This is a genomic window from Hafnia sp., assembly GCF_036648275.1.
Classification (GTDB): Bacteria; Pseudomonadota; Gammaproteobacteria; order Enterobacterales; family Enterobacteriaceae; genus Hafnia; species Hafnia alvei.
Genome location: NZ_JAVXIQ010000023.1, coordinates 25,005 through 43,497 on the forward strand (window position 1 = coordinate 25,005; position 18,493 = coordinate 43,497).

The window sequence follows — 18,493 nt, forward strand, 5'->3', positions numbered from 1 at the left end:
ATCGGATCCTCAGTGTCGTTGATGGTTAGCGATTGTGCAAATGCGCTGTGAATTCCTTTGCGTTCATAAAACCGGTGACGCGCAGCTGTGGTTGTTCTTGTGCCTGCGCGTTGTAAAACAAAATGGTTGGCAGACCTAATACGTTTAAATGCTTGAGCAGCGCGGCATGTTCCGCGCTGTTCGCCGTGACGTCAGCCTGTAAGAGCACCGTATCCGCAAGTTGCTGGCGCACCGTTGGATCGCTGAAGGTGTATTTTTCAAACTCTTTGCAGGCCACACACCAGTCAGCATACAGGTCTAACATAACAGGTTTGTTCTCTGCTTTAGCCTGTTGTAGGGCATGATCCAGCTCAGCAATAGTATTCATTTTTTGGAACGGTAGATGAGCAATGGTTGCTTGTGATGCATTTCCAAATGCCCAATCTTGCAATGGCCGTGAACATACCAGCGCCAAACCTAGCATCACAATTTGCATGATGCGCGCTAGGCGATGAGAAGACTTCAGGCTCAGTGCGAATGCCCAGCCGAAGAAGGCAACGCCTAACAGCGACCAGAGGCGTAATCCCCATTCGTCACCCAGAATACGCTCCAGTAAGAACACTGGTAGCGCGAGGATTACAAATCCAAACGCCTCTTTGACGTACTGCATCCATGGCCCGCTACGTGGTAGCAGGCGGTTGCCGAAAGTGGTCACGAGGATCAGCGGAATGCCCATCCCCAGCGCATAAAGGTATAGCGTGCCGCCGCCAGCGGCCATATTACCGCTTTGTGCGATGTACAACAGAATGGCGCTGAGCGGCGCGGTGGTGCAAGGCGAGCATATCAGACCTGCCAGTGCGCCCATGACAAATACGCCAATCAGCGAACCGCTGCGTTGCTGATTGCTCCAGAGCGTAAGGCGCGTTTGAACTGAAGAAGGCAGCTGCAAGGTAAATAGGCCAAACATCGATAGCGCCAGCAGCACGAACAAAATCGATAGCCCAATCAATACATAGGGGTGCTGGAACGCGGCTTGGAACTGCAATCCAGCGGCGGCGACCACCATCCCTAGCAGCGTATAAGTCACCGCCATGCCTTGTACATAAACGAGCGACAATACAAAAATTCGGCGATAGCTTTGCTGGCGATCCTGTCCAAGGATAATGGCAGATATCAGCGGATACATCGGCAAGATGCAGGGCGTAAAGGCAATGCCAATCCCAATGAGAAGCGCCCAAAGCGGCGAGAACGGCAGCGCAGGCGCAGACTCCGTGTTAGGCGCTGTACTTTGAGCCGTCTCGATCGTAGCCTGCGCGGCCACCGAATCTAAGGGAATGGTTTTGGTTTCCGGTGGATAGCAGAAACCAGCCTCGGCGCAGCCCTGATACGTCACAACCAACGTGGCATTTTGATCGGCGTTTTGTAAACGCAGATTAAGCGTTAGGGCGTCTTTAAAAATAGCGGTTTTGCCGTAAAACTCATCATGGTGATCAAGACCTTCAGGCAGCGTAAACGGCGCGATTTGGGCCTGATGGGGCTCTATTTTTATCTGCTGGCGATAGAGGTAGTACCCCGGTTTGATTTGCCAGGTTAGGTCGAGCTTATGCTCTTGCTGCTTGAAATCGAATGTGAAAGCCTGATCGACCGGCACAAACTGCGTTTTGCTAGAGAATAGCGATGCCTGTGCCGGAAGCAGAGTACAGATAAATAGAAAAACTAGCGTAAAGAAGCGTTGAGCCATGACAGGTAATCTTTATCTCCCGCGTGAACCGGTAAGACTAAAAGTTCAGGGGTTTGGTATGGATGATGCTGCTTCAGAAAGCTGAGTAGCGCTTCCTGATGTGAGCGTTCGCTTTTCAAAATCATCTGGACTTCATATTCCTGCTCCAGCTTGCCTTCCCAATAATACATGGAAGAAGCGCCGGGCAGCAGCGTGACGCAGGCCGCGAGTTTTTCACTCAATGCTAGCGAAGCCAACTGCTGAGCACAGGCTTCGTCGGGCGCAGTACAGAGCACGATGATGGCATCGGTAACGTTATCGGGTAGTGGCTTTTCAGTCTCTGACATCTGATCTAAACCTCGCCGTGGATGATTTTGAATCAACACTATACCTTGTGTAGGCGAAAATTGTCATTAGCATAGGAAGCGAGCGAGCAGAATGAGAAAAGGACGCCGAAGCGTCCTTTTTGAACTTAAAACGAGGAAGTCTTAGAGCATAATGCTTCCCAGCACGAAGCCGAAGATAACAGACAGCGCCACGCCGATAGTGCCTGGGATGAAGAACGGGTGGTTAAAGACTAGTTTACCGATACGAGTTGTACCGGTGTCATCCATCTGTACCGCCGCAACCAGAGTTGGGTAGGTAGGCAGAATGAACAGACCAGAAACCGCGGCGAAAGATGCGACTGCGGTCAGAGGAGAAACGTTCAGCGCCAGTGCCATTGGCATCAGGGCTTTCGCGGTTGCTGCCTGAGAATACAGCAGGGCAGACGCGAAGAAGAAGATAACCGCTAGCAGCCAAGGGTGAGACTGAATAACGGTACCCGCAGTTTCTTTGATCCAATCAAGGTTTGCTTGAACGAAAGTATCGCCCAACCAAGCCACACCCAGAATACAGATACATGCGCTCATACCTGCTTTGAAGGTGCTGGAGTTCAGAATGCTGTCAGTTTCAACACGGCACAGGATAGTGGTCAGCGTTGCAACGCTCAGCATTATGATCAGAATCGCGTTGGTGGTGTTCATCAGTGGTTTTTCAACCAAACCGAGGCTTGGGCTGTTGATGATTGCATAGCAAACAACGCACACAACGCCCAGCAGGAACAACCATACAGAGCTTTTTGCACGTGGCTTGATAACCACTTGCTTGTCGCCACGCAGTTCAATCAGGCCTTCAGCCAGACGTTTCTGGTAAACAGGATCGTCAGACAGTTTGGAGTCAAAGCACCAAGATACGATGAGTGACATCACCAAAACTGCCAAGAAAGTGGATGGAATAACAACCATCAGCAGGTGGATATAGCTGATGCCGTGGCCTTCCATCACAGAAGACATATATACCACTGCGGCTGAAATTGGAGACGCGGTAATCGCAATCTGTGCAGAAACAACGGCGGTAGACAGTGGGCGGCATGGCTTGATGCCTTGCTCTTTAGCCACTTCAGCGATAACTGGCAGTGCAGACAGCGAAATATTACCGGTACCTGCAAAGATGGTCAGAAAATAGGTCACAATCGGTGCAAGGATCGTGATGTATTTTGGATTCTTACGCAGAAGTTTTTCAGTTTGATGAACTAAATAATCCATACCACCGGCAACCTGCATTGCAGAGATTGCGGCGATAACGGCCATGATAATTGAAATAACGTCGAATGGAATATTGCCTGGTTTAACACCGATCATGGCAAGGACTAAAACCCCTAAACCACCGGCGAACCCTATTCCGATGCCCCCCAGTCTGGCACCTAAGAATATGGCGAGCAGTACGATCACCAGCTCCAAAACTAACATAGTGTTTCTCCTCAAGATGTAACGATAATATTCCTTTTGTCCTTGAAGCTGCCGCGTGGATTAAGCGTATATTCTGAGGCTCATACCTAGGTAGGTGACTCAGAATTTCTTTACTCATCATTCACTGCAACACAATGACATCGGGTGTAATTCTTTTTTTAAGTATGTTGGTCGCAATAAAAAGGCACGGCTGACCAAGGGGACAGACGTGCCTGATATCGACTAGCGAACTTTATTATTGTTCGCTTTCGTCAGTATAACGTTTTGCTTTATAAGCAGGGTGCATTAGGTTCTCTACAGAGAAGATGTCGTCCAGTTCCGCTTCGGTCAGCAGACCGCGTTCCAGAACAACTTCACGCACGTTTTTACCTGTTTCGGCACAGATTTTACCAACGATATCACCGTTGTGGTGGCCGATAAACGGATTCAGGTAAGTTACGATACCGATAGAGTTAAATACATAGCTTTCACAAACTTCTTTGTTTGCGGTAATGCCGTTGATGCATTTTTCCAGCAGGTTGTAGCAACCGTTAGTCAGGATAGAGATGGATTCAAACATCGCCTGACCAATTACCGGTTCCATAACGTTCAACTGCAGCTGGCCTGCTTCAGCAGCCATGGTGACGGTGGTGTCGTTACCGATGACTTTGAAGCACAGTTGGTTAACTACTTCAGGAACCACTGGGTTTACTTTAGCTGGCATGATTGAAGAACCAGCCTGAAGTTCTGGCAGGTTGATTTCGTTCAAACCGGTACGTGGACCAGAAGACAGCAAGCGCAGGTCGTTACAGATTTTAGACAGTTTAACCGCCAGACGTTTCAGAGCACCGTGAACCATCACGTATGCGCCGCAGTCAGAGGTTGCTTCGATCAGGTCTTCTGCTACAGAGCATTGCAGGCCGCTGACTTCAGACAGTTTCTGCACAGCTAACTGAGAGTAGCCTTCTGGCGTGTTCAGGCCAGTACCGATAGCGGTCGCGCCCAAGTTAACTTCCAGCAGCAGCTCAGAGGTGCGTTGCAGGTTCTTAACTTCTTCTTTCAGCAATACGCTGTATGCTTTGAATTCCTGACCCAGAGTCATAGGTACCGCATCCTGCAACTGGGTACGACCCATTTTCAGAATGTTTTCGAATTCTTTTGCTTTACGATCGAAGCCTTCGCGCAGCTGGTTGATTGCATCCAGCAGTTTCAGAATGGAAGAGTACACAGCGATACGGAAACCGGTAGGGTAAGCATCGTTGGTAGACTGGCATTTGTTCAGGTGATCGTTCGGGTTCAGGTATTGATATTCACCTTTCTGGTGACCCATCAGTTCCAGACCGATGTTTGCCAGAACTTCGTTGGTGTTCATATTAACGGAAGTACCTGCACCACCCTGATATACGTCTACAGGGAATTGATCCATGCATTTACCATTGTTCAATACTTCGTCACAAGCAAGAATAATAGTATCGGCAATTTTGCGCGGAATGGTGTGTAACTCTTTATTTGCGAGCGCAGCAGCTTTTTTTACCATAACCATGCCGCGAACAAATTCAGGGATATCGCTGATTTTGTTGTTGCTGATATAAAAGTTTTCAATTGCTCGCAGAGTGTGAACACCATAATAAGCGTCTGCTGGAACTTCACGGGTGCCTAACAGGTCTTCTTCAATACGAATGTTGTTTGACATAAGAACCTTCTTTATAGATGCCGAATAGTAAACTTGCTAATGGATTTATATCGTTTAGATTTTCAAATTCGAAAGGATCATCCGTCCTCTCTGTTCTGTGGCTGATCATATGCTGCTGGCGTGGAAAAGCATGAACCCAGATCACTATATGGCGCTTCAAGTTTCAGGTGTTTACATATCTGTGATTACTCTCACAGATAAAGAAAATAACCCACAAGAGTTATAGGGTTGAAAACGTATAAAATGCCACCACTTGTCATATATAGACTGTTTTTAGATATATATGCTGTTAAATTTTAACTATCTCAGTTGTTCTTTAATGCAATACTTATCATTAGAAAGCACTGCAATTTAGGAGAAGGATGTTGCGCTGGTTACCGCTCATGTTGGTATTTCTGTTTGTTTATATAGAAATATCTATTTTTATTAAGGTCGCCGCAGTGCTTGGGGTTGCCCTGACATTGTTGCTCGTAGTCCTGACTTCTTGCCTCGGGGCTTCGCTCGTTCGTCATCAGGGAATGAAAACGCTGATGCAGATGCAGCAGAAGATGGCGATGGGGGAAAGTCCAGCCGCAGAAATGGTGAAAAGCGTTTCGCTGGTTATGGCGGGTTTTTTGCTCATCCTGCCTGGCTTTTTCACCGACTTTTTAGGCCTGCTGCTAATTTTGCCTCCGGTGCAAAAACATCTAACGCTCAAACTATTACCGTATTTTAGTTTTTCTCGCTCTGGCGGTAGTTTCGGTGGCGGTGATTTTGGTGGATCTCAAGGTGGGAACACCTTTGACGGTGAGTTTGAACGCAAAGACGAGAACCGTCCGCCGCTAGATAATCGTCTCGATCATAAAGACGATAGATACAAAGACGACAAATAAGCGTATTAGTGTTTCATTCTTAGCAAAGGCGTGGCACATTTCGGCCGCGCCTTTTCTTTTATTGGCTCTGCCTCGCAGAGGTTGAAGAAAAACACAAATTTTTTACTTATCCCCCCTTGAAGGGGTTGTTGGTTGCCCCAATCTGGTAACCACGAGTCCGAGAGCGGAGGGTGTTCCTCTGGCTTCGGCGTTCAACCCTAAACGATATGGACCTTCTCAAAGGAGAGCTATCAATGAATATTCGCCCATTGCATGACCGTGTAATCGTCAAGCGTAAAGAAGTCGAGTCCAAATCAGCTGGCGGCATCGTTCTGACCGGCTCCGCTGCAGGTAAATCTACCCGTGGCGAAATCGTCGCTGTCGGTAAAGGTCGCATTTTGGAAAATGGCGAAGTGAAGCCGCTGGACGTTAAAGTTGGCGACATCGTTATTTTCAACGATGGTTACGGCGTGAAAGCAGAGAAGATCGACAATGAAGAAGTGTTGATCATGTCCGAAAGCGACATCCTGGCTGTAGTCGAAGCGTAATAATCGCTTCTTTTGACAACGCATAATCTTCTTAACTGAATAAGTTTAAAGGAAAGAACAATGGCAGCTAAAGACGTAAAATTTGGTAGCGACGCACGTGTGAAAATGCTTCGCGGCGTGAACGTACTGGCAGACGCAGTGAAAGTGACCCTGGGCCCTAAAGGCCGTAACGTCGTTCTGGATAAATCTTTCGGTGCGCCGACCATCACTAAAGATGGCGTGTCTGTTGCTCGTGAAATCGAACTGGAAGACAAGTTCGAAAACATGGGTGCGCAGATGGTTAAAGAAGTTGCCTCTAAAGCGAACGACGCTGCAGGTGACGGTACTACCACTGCAACCGTACTGGCTCAGGCTATCGTTAACGAAGGTCTGAAAGCCGTTGCTGCTGGCATGAACCCAATGGATCTGAAACGCGGTATCGACAAAGCTGTTATTGCTGCAGTTGAAGAACTGAAAAAACTGTCTGTGCCTTGCTCTGATTCCACTGCAATCGCTCAGGTAGGTACTATCTCTGCTAACTCCGACGAAACCGTGGGTAAACTGATCGCTGAAGCGATGGAAAAAGTTGGCAAAGAAGGCGTTATTACCGTTGAAGAAGGCACCGGTCTGCAAGACGAGCTGGACGTGGTTGAAGGTATGCAGTTCGATCGTGGCTACCTGTCTCCATACTTCATCAACAAGCCAGAAACTGGTTCTATCGAACTGGAAAGCCCGTTCATCCTGCTGGCTGACAAAAAAATCTCCAACATCCGCGAAATGCTGCCAGTGCTGGAAGCCGTTGCTAAAGCAGGCAAACCACTGCTGATTATCGCTGAAGACGTTGAAGGCGAAGCGTTGGCAACGCTGGTGGTTAACACCATGCGTGGCATCGTGAAAGTGGCTGCGGTTAAAGCTCCAGGCTTCGGCGATCGTCGTAAAGCTATGCTGCAAGACATCGCAACGCTGACTGGCGGTACCGTAATTTCTGAAGAAATCGGTATGGAGCTGGAAAAAGCAACTCTGGAAGATCTGGGTCAGGCTAAACGTATCGTTATCAACAAAGACACCACTATCATCATCGATGGTATCGGTGACGAAGCTGCGATTCAGGGCCGTGTTGGTCAGATCCGTAAGCAGATCGAAGATGCAACTTCTGACTACGACCGTGAAAAACTGCAAGAGCGCGTAGCTAAACTGGCTGGCGGCGTTGCAGTAATCAAAGTCGGTGCTGCTACCGAAGTTGAAATGAAAGAGAAGAAAGCACGCGTAGAAGACGCCCTGCACGCAACTCGCGCAGCGGTAGAAGAAGGCGTGGTTGCTGGTGGTGGTGTTGCCCTGATCCGTGTTGCTGGCAAAATCGCTGGCCTGAAAGGCGCTAACGAAGACCAGAACGTGGGTATCAAAGTTGCGCTGCGCGCAATGGAAGCTCCTCTGCGTCAGATCGTTATCAACGCCGGTGAAGAAGCCTCTGTTATCGCCAACAACGTGAAAGCAGGCGAAGGCAGCTACGGTTATAACGCTTACTCTGAAGAGTACGGCGATATGATCGAAATGGGTATCTTGGATCCAACCAAAGTAACTCGTTCTGCTCTGCAGTACGCAGCGTCTATCGCTGGCCTGATGATTACTACCGAATGTATGGTTACCGATCTGCGTGATGATAAAGCAGATATGGGTGCCGCTGGTGGTATGGGCGGAATGGGCGGCATGGGCGGCATGATGTAATTTCCTTTGTCGCTGAGGTCGTTGAGTTTTTGAATCGGCAATCAGTGACACGGGTTATGGCATAGCCATCCTAACGTTCTAAATAAAACCCTCGCTTCGGCGGGGGTTTTGTTTTTTTATAAGCGTAATTTCCTGATTCTGGTAATATTCGGACGTGACTTTCTACACATCAATGGGGAAGAAGATGCGGATTAAAGGTTTATTGGGCCTGACGGCAGTGATGCTGTTGGCTGGCTGTAGCTCGACGACGCAGCTGGACACCGCAGGTCAGCAAATTAAATTCACCGATACCAAGCCAGGCACTGAATGCCAGCTGTTGGGCGAAGTAACGGGCTCTCAAAGCAACTGGATGTCTGGTCAGGGCGGCGAGTCTAGCTCTATGCGCGGCGCAGCAAATGATTTACGTAATAAAGCCGCAGCCATGGGTGGCAACGTTATCTACGGCGCAGTGAGCCCAAGCGAGAACTTCTGGTCTAGCTTTGCACCGCTAGACAGCAAGATGAGCGGCCAAGTGTATAAATGCCCTAATTGATCGATGGGTATTGAAACACAAAAAAACCGAAGATAAATACTTCGGTTTTTTTATTGGCTGAAAAGTAAAACTAACAACCTAAAATCACTTCCCCGCGTGCTGCATTCAGGGTTATTTTTTGTCCTTCCTGCGCTTGTTTCAAGCTATCGCCCACGCCAACAATCATCGGAATACCCATAGCATTCGCTAAAATAGCGGCATGGGACAGGGCGTTGCCTTGGGTCAGCACGATGCCCAGAACCAAGCGGCGGTCGAGCATAATGGCATCTGAAGGCATCAGTTCACGCGCTAATAAAATGGAAGGTACGCTCGGATTCTGTATTTCCTGAGTTTCGCCCGCCAGATGGAGCAACGTGCGCTGCAAGATATCCCGAATGTCTAATTCACGCGCTTGCAGGTATTCGTCATCCAATTCTCGGTATGCATCCGCCATCTCGGTTAGCTCAGTCTGCCAAGCTGTTTCGGCGCTGTAAAGCTGGCTCGCAATGCGATTAAAGGCCGAGTTTTGTAAGTCGGGATCGTCGATGAGCATGCTGTGCGCGCCGAAGATCCCCGCGTGCTGTTTGCCGAGCAGCTGATTAGTGCGATCCGCAAGACGGTTGAGATCCTGCAAAGTTTTAGCAATGGCCTGACGTAAACGTTGCTGCTCGATCTCCACGCGATCCGATAAGATTGAGCGATCGGATACATCGATATCCTGCGTGGGCAGGACAAATGCGGGCGCGCTAACCTGCGTATCCATCACTGATTTGCCTTGCAGCGTTAGACCGCCGCTGATATCGGATGTAATTATTTCGCCGAAGTTTGTCTGCGCCAGCTGTTGAAACGCTGCCAATGCTTCTTTTGCCTGCGTGCCCTTGGCGACTAGGCGGATCTCATCGCCTTTCCGCACCTGTAATAACGCCAGTTGGTTAAGGCTGCGAGGATCGGCATGGCGGTTCCCTTTTACATCATCGATCTTATACAGCACCAGTTCGGCATCAAAAGAGGCTAAGGCGTTAGCGAGCTTCGCTGCGGGGCGAACGTGTAATCCATTTGGATTTAACACGTTCCAATTGACGCCCTGTTCGTCGCAAGATAGCGGAGCAGCCTGATTAGTCGCTGCCGCATGAGTAGGCTCTTGTTCACCGAGCTGGGCTTTTTTGGCCTGAAGTGCCGATTGCGCTTCGCGTTCGACAGCTTTCAGTGAAGCGCCCGCCGACGCGGCAACGACCGCGGCCAACGTGCCTTCGACGAGGGGGGCGGAACAGGCTTTAACACGCGCGCTCATTTCAGGATCAAGCAGTTCCAGCGCCGTTTCAGCGCTGAGTAATGCGCTGCCGAGATCCATCATGATCAACACGCCAGAGGGATCGAACACCTCTTCGATCGCCTGCATGACTTTAATCGCGTCAGTGCCTATCGGATGATCGGGATCGTCCACCCCAGCGGCAACAGCTAAGCGGCAGCCGTTCTGGATCATTTGGGCGGCGAGTTCTGCTACGCCATCAGCCAGTTTTGCGCTGTGAGATACTACAACGATGTTGACCATAATTTATTCCTAGTGCATTGAACGAAACGCCAACTAGTGGGTGACGGCTGCTAAGGTTTGCATCATCAACCACGCAGAAGTTGCGCCCGGATCTTGATGGCCAATACTACGCTCGCCCAAATAGCTGGCACGGCCTTTACGAGCCTGCATGGTGATGGTGCTTTCCAATCCTTGGCGAGCAGCTTCGACTGCCAAATCTAGCGCCTGTGGCACCGGCAGATCTTTTTGGCTCGAGGCTTCGAGCGACGCCACGACAGGCCACCAAACGTCACACATGGTTTTGTCATTCGGCTCTGCTTTGCCGCGGCTAACTACGCCTTCCACGCCTTCTTTCAGCATTTGAGTGAGTTCGATAAGTGACAGGCTTTGTTTGGCAGCGGTGCTTTGCGATGCACGGATAAAGAAGGTGCCGAAGAGCGGGCCGCTGGCTCCTCCTACGCTGGAAAGTAGCGTCATGCCTGTATTCTTCAGGATGAAACCGATGTCTTTATCGGCGAATGAAGGCAGCTTTTCGACGACTTTATTAAAGCCTCGGTTCATGTTTAGACCGTGGTCGGCGTCACCGATTTCGGTATCGAGCTGGGTGAGAAAATCTTTCTGTTCGGCAAAGACTTCGCCGCAGCGCATAAGCCAGTTAACGATCTGTTGTTTAGTCAGTGACATATTACATTCCCCAACGTAAAGCCGGTGTATTGACGGGTGCATCCCAAAGAGACAGCGTTTCTTGGTCAACTTTCAGCAGCGTGATTGAGATACCCTGCATATCGAGTGAGGTGCAGTAAGATCCGATTAATTTACGCTCGATAGTGAGGCCTAATTCTGCGCAGCAATGCTGAAGGCGATGATAAACGCCATAGAGTTCGGAAAGCGGCGTTGCGCCGAGATTATTCACCAAAGCGATGACGCGATCGCCCTTTTGCAGCGGCTGCTTGGATTGCGTTTGTTCTTTCCATTCACCTGCATTACGATCCCAAGAACGCAGCGTACGCTGATATTTTCCATGGGCGAGCAGCGTGGCAAACATCTCATCAACGGTTTGATCGAGCGTGGTAAATTCACGGCGTTCAATGCCAGGTTCACCGTGGATACCCACGCCAAATTCCATCACGTTATCGGGCAGGGTGAAGGAAGGTTTTCCTGCCGCAGGAACGGTACAGGCCTGAAGCGCGATGCCAATCGAATGGCCTTCGTTGTTGAGCTTATGCCCTAGTTCGACGAGCTGATCGAGCGAGTCACCGCGTGCAGCGGCTGCGCCAAGCAGCTTTTCAATCAGCACCGTATTGGCAACGCCGCGGCGGCCTGCGGTGTATAAACTGTCTTTTACTGCCACATCGTCATCGACCAAAATTGTGCCGACCTGAGTGCCGCTGTCATGCAGCAGTTCTGCTGCGGTTTCAAAATTTAAAACGTCGCCGGTGTAGTTTTTGATGATCATCAGCACGCCTTTACCACCGTCGATGGCTTGGCCGCATTCATACATCTGATCCGGCGTTGGCGATGTGAAAATCTCGCCCGGACACGCGCCGTCGAGCATACCTTTGCCGATAAAACCGCAATGCATAGGCTCATGGCCGCTGCCACCGCCGGAAAGGATACCGACTTTGCCAGTCACGGGGGCGTCGGCGCGGGTGACGAATACCGGTTCTTGGTGCAGCGTTAATTCAGGATGAGCTTCAACTAATCCGAGAATTTGTTCGTGTAATACGGTTTCGACTTGGTTGATTAGCTTTTTCATTAAAAAGGCTCCGGTGAGATCCGTGTTTGATGTGCCTTATCCCAACCTCCCTCGTTTTTAAGAAACAGGAGGTTGGGGGCGACTAAAAGTATCTACGGTTTATTTCAACCACGCCTGACCCAAACGGTCGGCGGCCAAGATGGCGGCGAACACCTGTTCTGGAGTGACTTTGAACGGCATGTTGTGGATAGTTTCGCCCTCAGCACAGCTCGCTTTGGCTACCGCCATGATTTTTTCTTCTAACTTATCGTCGGCCTTAACGCCCATTTCTTTGAGCGTGACAGGCAGACCGACCTGTAAGCAGAAATCGAGCACGGTTTCGATTTGCTCACTGCTGCTGTTTTGCAGCACGAGCTGAGTCAAAGTACCGAAAGCGACTTTTTCACCGTGATACAGGTGGTGGCACTCTTCCAAAACGGTGAAGCCGTTATGGATTGCATGGGCCGCTGCCAAACCGGAGCTTTCAAAGCCAATGCCGCTCAGGTAAGTGTTGGCTTCAACGATGCGTTCTACGGCGGTGGTCGCAACTCCAGCCTCAACGGCCAGCTTCGCTTTGTAGCCTTCTTCAAGCAGAGTTTCGTAGCATAGGCGAGCCAATGTCACCGCAGCGAGCGTTGATTCACCGCCAGCCATGCTGACAGCGTGTGCGTCGTAACAGGCTTGAGCTTCGAAATAGGTAGAGAGAGCGTCACCCATACCCGCAACCAGTAAGCGCACCGGTGCTTTGGCAATGATGGCGGTGTCCATCACAACCATATCTGGGTTGGTTGGATACATCAGATACTCTTCAAACTCGCCTTCTTCACTATAGATGACGGAAAGGGCGCTGGTTGGCGCATCGGTAGAGGCGATGGTTGGCACAACCAGAACAGGCAGTTTTTGATAAAACGCGATGGCTTTGGCGGTATCTAGCGTTTTCCCACCGCCGATACCAATCACACCTTTGCAGCCGTGTTTTTTCAGTTCTTCAATCAGGCGATTGATTTCTTTATGGCTACATTCGCCGCCAAACAGGGCGAAGTGGCCTTCAACATCGTGCTGTTTTAAGCTGCTGCCGACGGTATCGCCCGCAAGTTTCATCACAAAATCATCAGCAATAACAAAGTAGTTATTGGCTAACATTTTTGCGTACTGACCGATAGATTGCAGTGCGTTGGCACCTTGAATGTATTTGGATGGAGACTGGATGACTTTCAACATAATAAAGCTCCTCAATAAATCACTAAGCAATTGGATTAAAACCTAAGCGCATAACTTCCAAATTTCGGAAGCGGGACATTTATTGGTGCTGTTATTTCTCTGTAGATGACTATACGGCGAAAAAAAAGACAAAAAACAAAGCGGGTTTACGTTCCATTTTGAAACGATATGGCAGTCTGTTTGTTTCAAAGCGAAACGCTAAAAGAGCGTGAAGAGGTGAAAGAGAGACCTATCGCACATTCCTCTTTCTGGCTGTGTAAATCACCGTATGAATAGGCTGTTACGCTTTAAATTTAAGCAGCTTTAACCTATGCTAACGGGTATCTGGGACACATAGGCACAATTTTTGTATACCCTTCTTATTTGAAGCTGCTTCTGCGTTGGTTGCTTTCGCTCATCCGAATGACTTACTGGTGTAAGTTCGTCGGGATTTGCCGCTTTGACGCCGCTCCAACTAATTGGGTTATAACCTAAGCAAGCCTGTGAAATAAGAGGAAATTCACCAATGAAACGGACCAAGAATATTAACCGCGATGCTTTCCGCAAAAGCTGGCGTTTTGCGCCAGTGGCTATTGCCGTAAGCGCCGTGTTCATGCTGGCAGGCTGTGAGAAAACGGATGAAACCGTATCTCTGTATCAAAACGCAGACGACTGTAGCAACGCGAATCCTTCAATGAGCGCTCAGTGCAAAGAGTCATATCAGAATGCATTGAAAGAAGCGGAAAAAACCGCGCCGAAATATGCGTCGCGTGAAGACTGTATCGCCGAGTTTGGCGAAGGCCAATGTACTCAAGCTCCAGCTCAGGCCGGTATGGCTCCGGGCACTAATGGTGAAGCGCAGGCTCAGCCTCAGCAGAGCGGCAGTTTCTGGATGCCTTTGATGGCAGGTTACATGATGGGCCGAATGATGGGTGGTGGTGCATACAACCAACAGCCACTGTTTAGCTCTAAATCGGCGGCAAGCCCAGCCAATGGTAAATTTGTGGATGCGACCGGTAAAAGCTACGGCCCTGCAACCGCAGGTGGCCGCACCATGAATGTACCGAAAACGGCGATGACGCCAAAACCTGCAACCACCTCAACCGTAACCCGCGGTGGCTTTGGTGAGAGCGTGGCTAAACAAAGCACCATGCAGCGTAGCAATGCCGCGACCGGAAGCAAATCCGGCACCCGCAGCATGGGTGGCTAAGCATGAAACGTGTACTTATTAGTGAGCGCCCAGACTGGCGCGAAAAAGCCACCGAATACGGTTTCCAATTTCATACCATGTATGGCGAACCTTACTGGTGTGAAGATGCTTTTTATCAGTTCAGCATGGCACAGGTTGAAGAGCTAGAAGAGACCACGGCTGAACTGCATCAGATGTGTTTGAAGGTGGTTGAGAAGGTTATCGCCAGCGATGAGCTGATGACGAAATTCCAAATCCCAAAACACGTTTGGGAGTTTGTTCGTAGCTCTTGGCGCACTCAGCAGCCTTCTCTGTATTCACGTTTGGATTTGGCCTATGACGGTGTGAATCCCGCTAAGCTGTTGGAAAATAACGCAGATACTCCGACGTCGCTGTATGAATCGGCGTTCTTCCAATGGATTTGGCTTGAAGATCAAATCGCTGCCGGAAAACTTCCGCAGGATGCAGACCAGTTTAATAGCCTGCAAGAGAAGCTTATCGAACGCTTTACCGAGCTGAGAGAAGCGCACGGTTTCGGTTTGCTGCATATGGCGTGCTGTCAGGATACCGAGGAAGATCGCGGTACCGTTCAGTATCTGCAAGATTGTGCGCATGAAGCAGGATTAGCCACCGAGTTTGTGTTTATTGAAGACATTGGCTTGGGTGAGCGCGGCCAGTTCACGGATACGCAGGATCAGGTGATTAGCAACCTGTTCAAACTGTATCCGTGGGAGTTCATGCTGCGTGAGATTTTCTCCACCAAGCTAGAAGATGCCGGCGTGCGTTGGTTAGAACCCGCATGGAAAAGCATTATTTCTAACAAAGCGTTGCTGCCGATGCTGTGGGAGATGTTCCCTAATCATCCCAACTTGCTGCCAGCCTACTTTGCCGATGGTAACCAGCCAGAGCTCGATCATTACGTGGTTAAACCGTTATTTTCTCGCGAAGGCGCGAATATTCGCATCGTAGAAAACGGTAAAGAAGTGGCAAGCGTTGATGGTCCTTACGGTGAAGAAGGGATGATCATTCAGCAGTTCCATCCGTTACCAAAGTTTGGCGACAGCTATGTGCTGATCGGTAGTTGGCTGGTGAACGATCAGCCGGCGGGGATGGGCATTCGTGAAGATCGCAGCCTGATCACGCAAGATCTGTCGCGTTACTATCCGCATGTGATTATGGACTGAGTTTGGCTACCTGCTGCGTGATATCTGCGAAGCGTTTTGCAGTTATTCGCGTAACTCTGATGTAACGGCAATATACGCGCAATAGATAAGTATTGTTTGGATAGAATCACGGCGGGTGCTTGAGGCTTTTTGCCTGAAGCATGAAATGTGTGGTGAGGTAGAAAGTAAAAGCCCCAGGTCAATTTTCATTAACCTGAGGCAATCCTAACCACATCTGAACAATGTGAGGATAGCCTCTTCAATGCAGCAATGCAATTGGAGGCTTTGATGTCGCATAAGCTGTTGCTTTACGGATTAATAGTGATGTGTTTTACGCTATTGATCTTTACCTGGATGGTACGTGGTTCGCTGTGTGAGCTACGAATTAAGCAGGGAAAAACAGAGGTTGCCGCGTTCTTAAACTACGAAGATAAGCACGCGTTGTAACGGCAATATATTACGGCAAAATCAGACCGGGATAACATGTCGCTATCCCAGTCTTCTCAAATTGTTTTCATGCATGGTTGGCTCTCAGGCACCCGCTTTATCCCCATCATGACAAGAACCCATCACTCAGGGGATAAGCGTTATCTGTAACTTCTCGCCGTTATGACTTCTTCGCCGCTGATGGTTTTTTACCCGGCGCTTTCTTCACCGTATCACTCGGTTTATCACCCGGTTCATCTGCGCCTTGTTTGAGCACCACGACCATGTATTTACCTGTTGCACCATCACGATGAACACCGTGAATATCCGTTTCAAAGCCCGGATAGTGTGCGCCAATTTCACATAGCATCTGCAAGAAGCTCAGAACAGGGCGGCTCTCCTTGGTGAGCATTTCTCCCGGCATAACCACCGGAACACCCGGAGGATACGGCAGGATCATGTTGGCGCTGACTTTCCCTAACATATCATCCAAGGCACATGGCTCAATGTTGCCACGCACTTCTTCTTGGAACGCATCGTGAGGCGTCATTACCAACTTTGGTAATACCTCGAATGCGCGATACATCAGGTCTGGTAGATTGTGGTGTTTCACCAGAGCATGAATCCCCTGAGCCAACTCCTGAATTCGCATCTCTTTATAGAAATCAGGCGCCTCGTTGTAGAGCGATGGCAACACGTTTTTTACGCGCAGATTGAGGTCATACACGCGTTTGAAATCGGTTAATGCTCTTAACAAGCTAAGCGCTTTGGTTTTATCGATCCCGATACTAAACAGGAAGAGCAGGTTATACGGCCCGGTTTTTTCCACGATGATGCCGTGCTCGTCTAGGTATTTCGACACGATCGACGCTGGTATCCCTTCCTCTTCCAGAGTGCCATTTGGACTTAAACCTGGAGTCAAGAGAGTGACTTTGATCGGGTCAAGATACATATGATCGTTGTCGATGTTCGGGAATCCATGCCATTCATTACGTGGATTGAGCGGCCAGCAAGCAACCTCGTCAATGTTATCCGGCTGCCATACGTCAAAGAACCAGCCATCAGATTCTGTACGTAAGCGGCGGATCTCTTTACGGAAGCGGATCGCTCGTTCAATTGAACCGTTAATTAAACGCTTACCGGCGTTGCCCTTCATCATAGCCGCCGCGGTTTCCGTCGATGCCACGATCCCGTAATGCGGTGATGTTGAGGTATGCATCATATAGGCTTCATTGAAGGTTTCTTCGTTGATCTCACCTTTCACGTGGATCATTGATGCCTGAGAGAATGCCGCCAGCAGTTTGTGGGTCGACTGAGTCTCGTAGATGATTTTGCCCGGCACACGTTCACCGCTCATCCCTGCTTTGCCTTGGTAAATCGGATGGAAATTGGTGTAAGGCACCCATGCCGAATCGAAGTGAATCGACTTAACATCGAGCGTTTTTTTGATGTATTCGGTGTTGTAGAACAGACCGTCATAGGTGGAGTTAGTGACTACCGCATGTACGGGCCATGTGGCATTTGGCGTATTTTTCACTTTCTCTTCGATGCTAGCGCGGGTGAATTCGCTTTGCGGTATCCCGCCTAAAATGCCGTAGGCGTTACGGGTTGGGCGCAGATAGACGGGAACCACGTTGCTCATCATCATTAAATGGGTCAATGATTTATGGCAGTTACGGTCTATCAGAATAGTGGCACCGGCAGGAGATGAATACATCCCGACAATTTTATTCGCTGTGGATGTCCCGTTGGTTACGATATAGCTGCGATCGGCGTTAAACGTGCGTGCAATATACTCTTCGGCGTCACGATGTGGGCCGCTATGATCGAGCAGCGAACCGAGTTCAGATACGGAAATGGAGATATCCGAACGCATGGTATTTTCACCAAAGAAATCATAGAACAGGCTACCGACAGGGCTTTTATCGAACGCTGTTCCGCCCATATGTCCCGGCGTACAGAACGTGTATTTCTCTTCTTTGACGTATTTGAACAGCGCCTTGGTCAGCGGTGGAAGAATGGTATCAATATACTGGTCGGTGCTCTGGCGGATCTTGGTGGCAATGTCTTGTGCGCTGCCTAATGCATATTCAAAGAAACGAACATTAAGACGCAGGTCGCTCATGTTGACGTCTAACGTTGAATAAGTGTTGGCGAAGGCATAAATCGGTAGCAGTTTATTGAGCTCGCTGATTTCAGCGCTAAGTTCGAGGTTATATTTATCCCAGTCGAAAATGACGCCACACAGACGGGAGTTGTTTTCAATCAGTTTCAGTAAATCGTTGCGGTCTTTAGGATAAGCAATGCGGAAGCCTTCCTTTTCCAACTCTTGATGCAGCTCGCGCAGGGGTTCTTCCTTAAAATAAGCGCTTAAATCGTTCATGATGGCAATGATATTCATGCAAAACTCTCCAGACTTCTGTGGGCTGGGTTATTAGCACAGAGGCGGAAATTCATCCTCTGTGCTGTGTGCT

Annotated in this window: 16 protein-coding genes; 7 read left to right on the plus strand and 9 right to left on the minus strand. The window is 49.4% G+C overall.

The genetic code is table 11. From position 1 onward, the window contains the following. Positions 1 to 25: 25 nt before the first annotated feature. From RSC70_RS16750 to aspA, 4 genes are all read right to left on the minus strand, one after another. Positions 26 to 1,720 carry a protein-disulfide reductase DsbD gene (locus tag RSC70_RS16750; RefSeq protein WP_332543037.1) on the minus strand — a complete coding sequence of 565 codons (1,695 nt, stop codon included), beginning with the start codon at positions 1,718 to 1,720 and terminating at the stop codon, positions 26 to 28. Then, positions 1,696 to 2,046: a divalent cation tolerance protein CutA gene (gene cutA / locus RSC70_RS16755; RefSeq protein ID WP_234619542.1), complete on the minus strand. Its 351-nt coding sequence runs from the start codon at positions 2,044 to 2,046 to the stop codon at positions 1,696 to 1,698. The genes RSC70_RS16750 and cutA overlap by 25 nt, the downstream gene beginning before the upstream one ends. 141 nt (positions 2,047 to 2,187) lie before the next feature. Continuing rightward, a complete protein-coding gene (locus tag RSC70_RS16760; RefSeq protein ID WP_025798664.1) occupies positions 2,188 to 3,489 on the minus strand; it encodes an anaerobic C4-dicarboxylate transporter in 1,302 nt (433 codons plus the stop codon). A gap of 235 nt (positions 3,490 to 3,724) precedes the next feature. Further along, the gene (gene aspA / locus RSC70_RS16765) at positions 3,725 to 5,161 is read right to left on the minus strand and encodes an aspartate ammonia-lyase (RefSeq protein WP_332543038.1); all 1,437 of its coding nucleotides are present in this window, start codon (positions 5,159 to 5,161) and stop codon (positions 3,725 to 3,727) included. Between the two features lie 365 nt (positions 5,162 to 5,526). Here aspA and RSC70_RS16770 point away from each other — a divergent pair, with 365 nt between their 5' ends. The 4 genes from RSC70_RS16770 (at position 5,527) to RSC70_RS16785 (ending at position 8,796) form a co-directional block, all read left to right on the plus strand. Further along, complete coding sequence (locus RSC70_RS16770; RefSeq protein ID WP_025798668.1) at positions 5,527 to 6,033, plus strand: FxsA family protein; 507 nt, start codon at positions 5,527 to 5,529, stop codon at positions 6,031 to 6,033. A gap of 233 nt (positions 6,034 to 6,266) precedes the next feature. Further along, positions 6,267 to 6,560 carry a co-chaperone GroES gene (locus tag RSC70_RS16775; RefSeq protein ID WP_008814807.1) on the plus strand — a complete coding sequence of 98 codons (294 nt, stop codon included), beginning with the start codon at positions 6,267 to 6,269 and terminating at the stop codon, positions 6,558 to 6,560. Between the two features lie 60 nt (positions 6,561 to 6,620). After that, entirely contained in the window at positions 6,621 to 8,264 is a 1,644-nt protein-coding gene (groL, locus tag RSC70_RS16780; RefSeq protein ID WP_025798670.1) for a chaperonin GroEL, read from the plus strand. Between the two features lie 184 nt (positions 8,265 to 8,448). Continuing rightward, complete coding sequence (locus RSC70_RS16785) at positions 8,449 to 8,796, plus strand: DUF4156 domain-containing protein (protein ID WP_025798672.1); 348 nt, start codon at positions 8,449 to 8,451, stop codon at positions 8,794 to 8,796. Between the two features lie 70 nt (positions 8,797 to 8,866). On the opposite strand, the gene dhaM is transcribed toward RSC70_RS16785, so the two are convergent. The 4 genes from dhaM to RSC70_RS16805 all read right to left on the minus strand — a co-directional run bounded on the left by dhaM (position 8,867) and on the right by RSC70_RS16805 (position 13,262). After that, complete coding sequence (dhaM, locus tag RSC70_RS16790; RefSeq protein WP_282807395.1) at positions 8,867 to 10,327, minus strand: dihydroxyacetone kinase phosphoryl donor subunit DhaM; 1,461 nt, start codon at positions 10,325 to 10,327, stop codon at positions 8,867 to 8,869. A gap of 33 nt (positions 10,328 to 10,360) precedes the next feature. Then, complete coding sequence (gene dhaL, locus RSC70_RS16795; RefSeq protein ID WP_063585942.1) at positions 10,361 to 10,990, minus strand: dihydroxyacetone kinase subunit DhaL; 630 nt, start codon at positions 10,988 to 10,990, stop codon at positions 10,361 to 10,363. Between the two features lies 1 nt (position 10,991). Further along, positions 10,992 to 12,062, minus strand: a complete 1,071-nt coding sequence (dhaK, locus tag RSC70_RS16800) for a dihydroxyacetone kinase subunit DhaK (RefSeq protein ID WP_282807396.1) — start codon at positions 12,060 to 12,062, stop codon at positions 10,992 to 10,994. Between the two features lie 99 nt (positions 12,063 to 12,161). Then, positions 12,162 to 13,262 carry a glycerol dehydrogenase gene (locus RSC70_RS16805; protein ID WP_025798680.1) on the minus strand — a complete coding sequence of 367 codons (1,101 nt, stop codon included), beginning with the start codon at positions 13,260 to 13,262 and terminating at the stop codon, positions 12,162 to 12,164. Positions 13,263 to 13,767: 505 nt separating this feature from the next. Between RSC70_RS16805 and RSC70_RS16810 the strand changes: the two genes are divergently transcribed. From RSC70_RS16810 to RSC70_RS16820, 3 genes are all read left to right on the plus strand, one after another. Beyond that, positions 13,768 to 14,451, plus strand: coding sequence for a DUF1190 family protein (locus tag RSC70_RS16810; RefSeq protein ID WP_040046348.1), 684 nt, complete (start codon positions 13,768 to 13,770; stop codon positions 14,449 to 14,451). Between the two features lie 2 nt (positions 14,452 to 14,453). Then, the gene (locus RSC70_RS16815; RefSeq protein ID WP_332543039.1) at positions 14,454 to 15,614 is read left to right on the plus strand and encodes a glutathionylspermidine synthase family protein; all 1,161 of its coding nucleotides are present in this window, start codon (positions 14,454 to 14,456) and stop codon (positions 15,612 to 15,614) included. A 267-nt stretch (positions 15,615 to 15,881) separates the two neighbouring features. Continuing rightward, positions 15,882 to 16,040 (plus strand): Hok/Gef family protein, encoded by a 159-nt coding sequence (locus RSC70_RS16820; RefSeq protein ID WP_332543040.1) that lies wholly within the window; start codon positions 15,882 to 15,884, stop codon positions 16,038 to 16,040. Between the two features lie 160 nt (positions 16,041 to 16,200). On the opposite strand, the gene cadA is transcribed toward RSC70_RS16820, so the two are convergent. After that, on the minus strand, positions 16,201 to 18,420 hold the full coding sequence (gene cadA / locus RSC70_RS16825) for a lysine decarboxylase (RefSeq protein ID WP_063585940.1): 2,220 nt from the start codon (positions 18,418 to 18,420) through the stop codon (positions 16,201 to 16,203). Positions 18,421 to 18,493 lie beyond the last annotated feature (73 nt).

Coding starts and splice junctions, on each gene's coding strand:
- RSC70_RS16750 (WP_332543037.1), bottom strand. CDS start 1,720: ATGGCTCAACGCTTCTTTACGCTAGTTTTTCTATTTATCTGTACTCTG.
- cutA (WP_234619542.1), bottom strand. CDS start 2,046: ATGTCAGAGACTGAAAAGCCACTACCCGATAACGTTACCGATGCCATC.
- RSC70_RS16760 (WP_025798664.1), bottom strand. CDS start 3,489: ATGTTAGTTTTGGAGCTGGTGATCGTACTGCTCGCCATATTCTTAGGT.
- aspA (WP_332543038.1), bottom strand. CDS start 5,161: ATGTCAAACAACATTCGTATTGAAGAAGACCTGTTAGGCACCCGTGAA.
- RSC70_RS16775 (WP_008814807.1), top strand. CDS start 6,267: ATGAATATTCGCCCATTGCATGACCGTGTAATCGTCAAGCGTAAAGAA.
- groL (WP_025798670.1), top strand. CDS start 6,621: ATGGCAGCTAAAGACGTAAAATTTGGTAGCGACGCACGTGTGAAAATG.
- RSC70_RS16785 (WP_025798672.1), top strand. CDS start 8,449: ATGCGGATTAAAGGTTTATTGGGCCTGACGGCAGTGATGCTGTTGGCT.
- dhaM (WP_282807395.1), bottom strand. CDS start 10,327: ATGGTCAACATCGTTGTAGTATCTCACAGCGCAAAACTGGCTGATGGC.
- dhaL (WP_063585942.1), bottom strand. CDS start 10,990: ATGTCACTGACTAAACAACAGATCGTTAACTGGCTTATGCGCTGCGGC.
- dhaK (WP_282807396.1), bottom strand. CDS start 12,062: ATGAAAAAGCTAATCAACCAAGTCGAAACCGTATTACACGAACAAATT.
- RSC70_RS16805 (WP_025798680.1), bottom strand. CDS start 13,262: ATGTTGAAAGTCATCCAGTCTCCATCCAAATACATTCAAGGTGCCAAC.
- RSC70_RS16810 (WP_040046348.1), top strand. CDS start 13,768: ATGAAACGGACCAAGAATATTAACCGCGATGCTTTCCGCAAAAGCTGG.
- RSC70_RS16815 (WP_332543039.1), top strand. CDS start 14,454: ATGAAACGTGTACTTATTAGTGAGCGCCCAGACTGGCGCGAAAAAGCC.
- RSC70_RS16820 (WP_332543040.1), top strand. CDS start 15,882: ATGTCGCATAAGCTGTTGCTTTACGGATTAATAGTGATGTGTTTTACG.
- cadA (WP_063585940.1), bottom strand. CDS start 18,420: ATGAATATCATTGCCATCATGAACGATTTAAGCGCTTATTTTAAGGAA.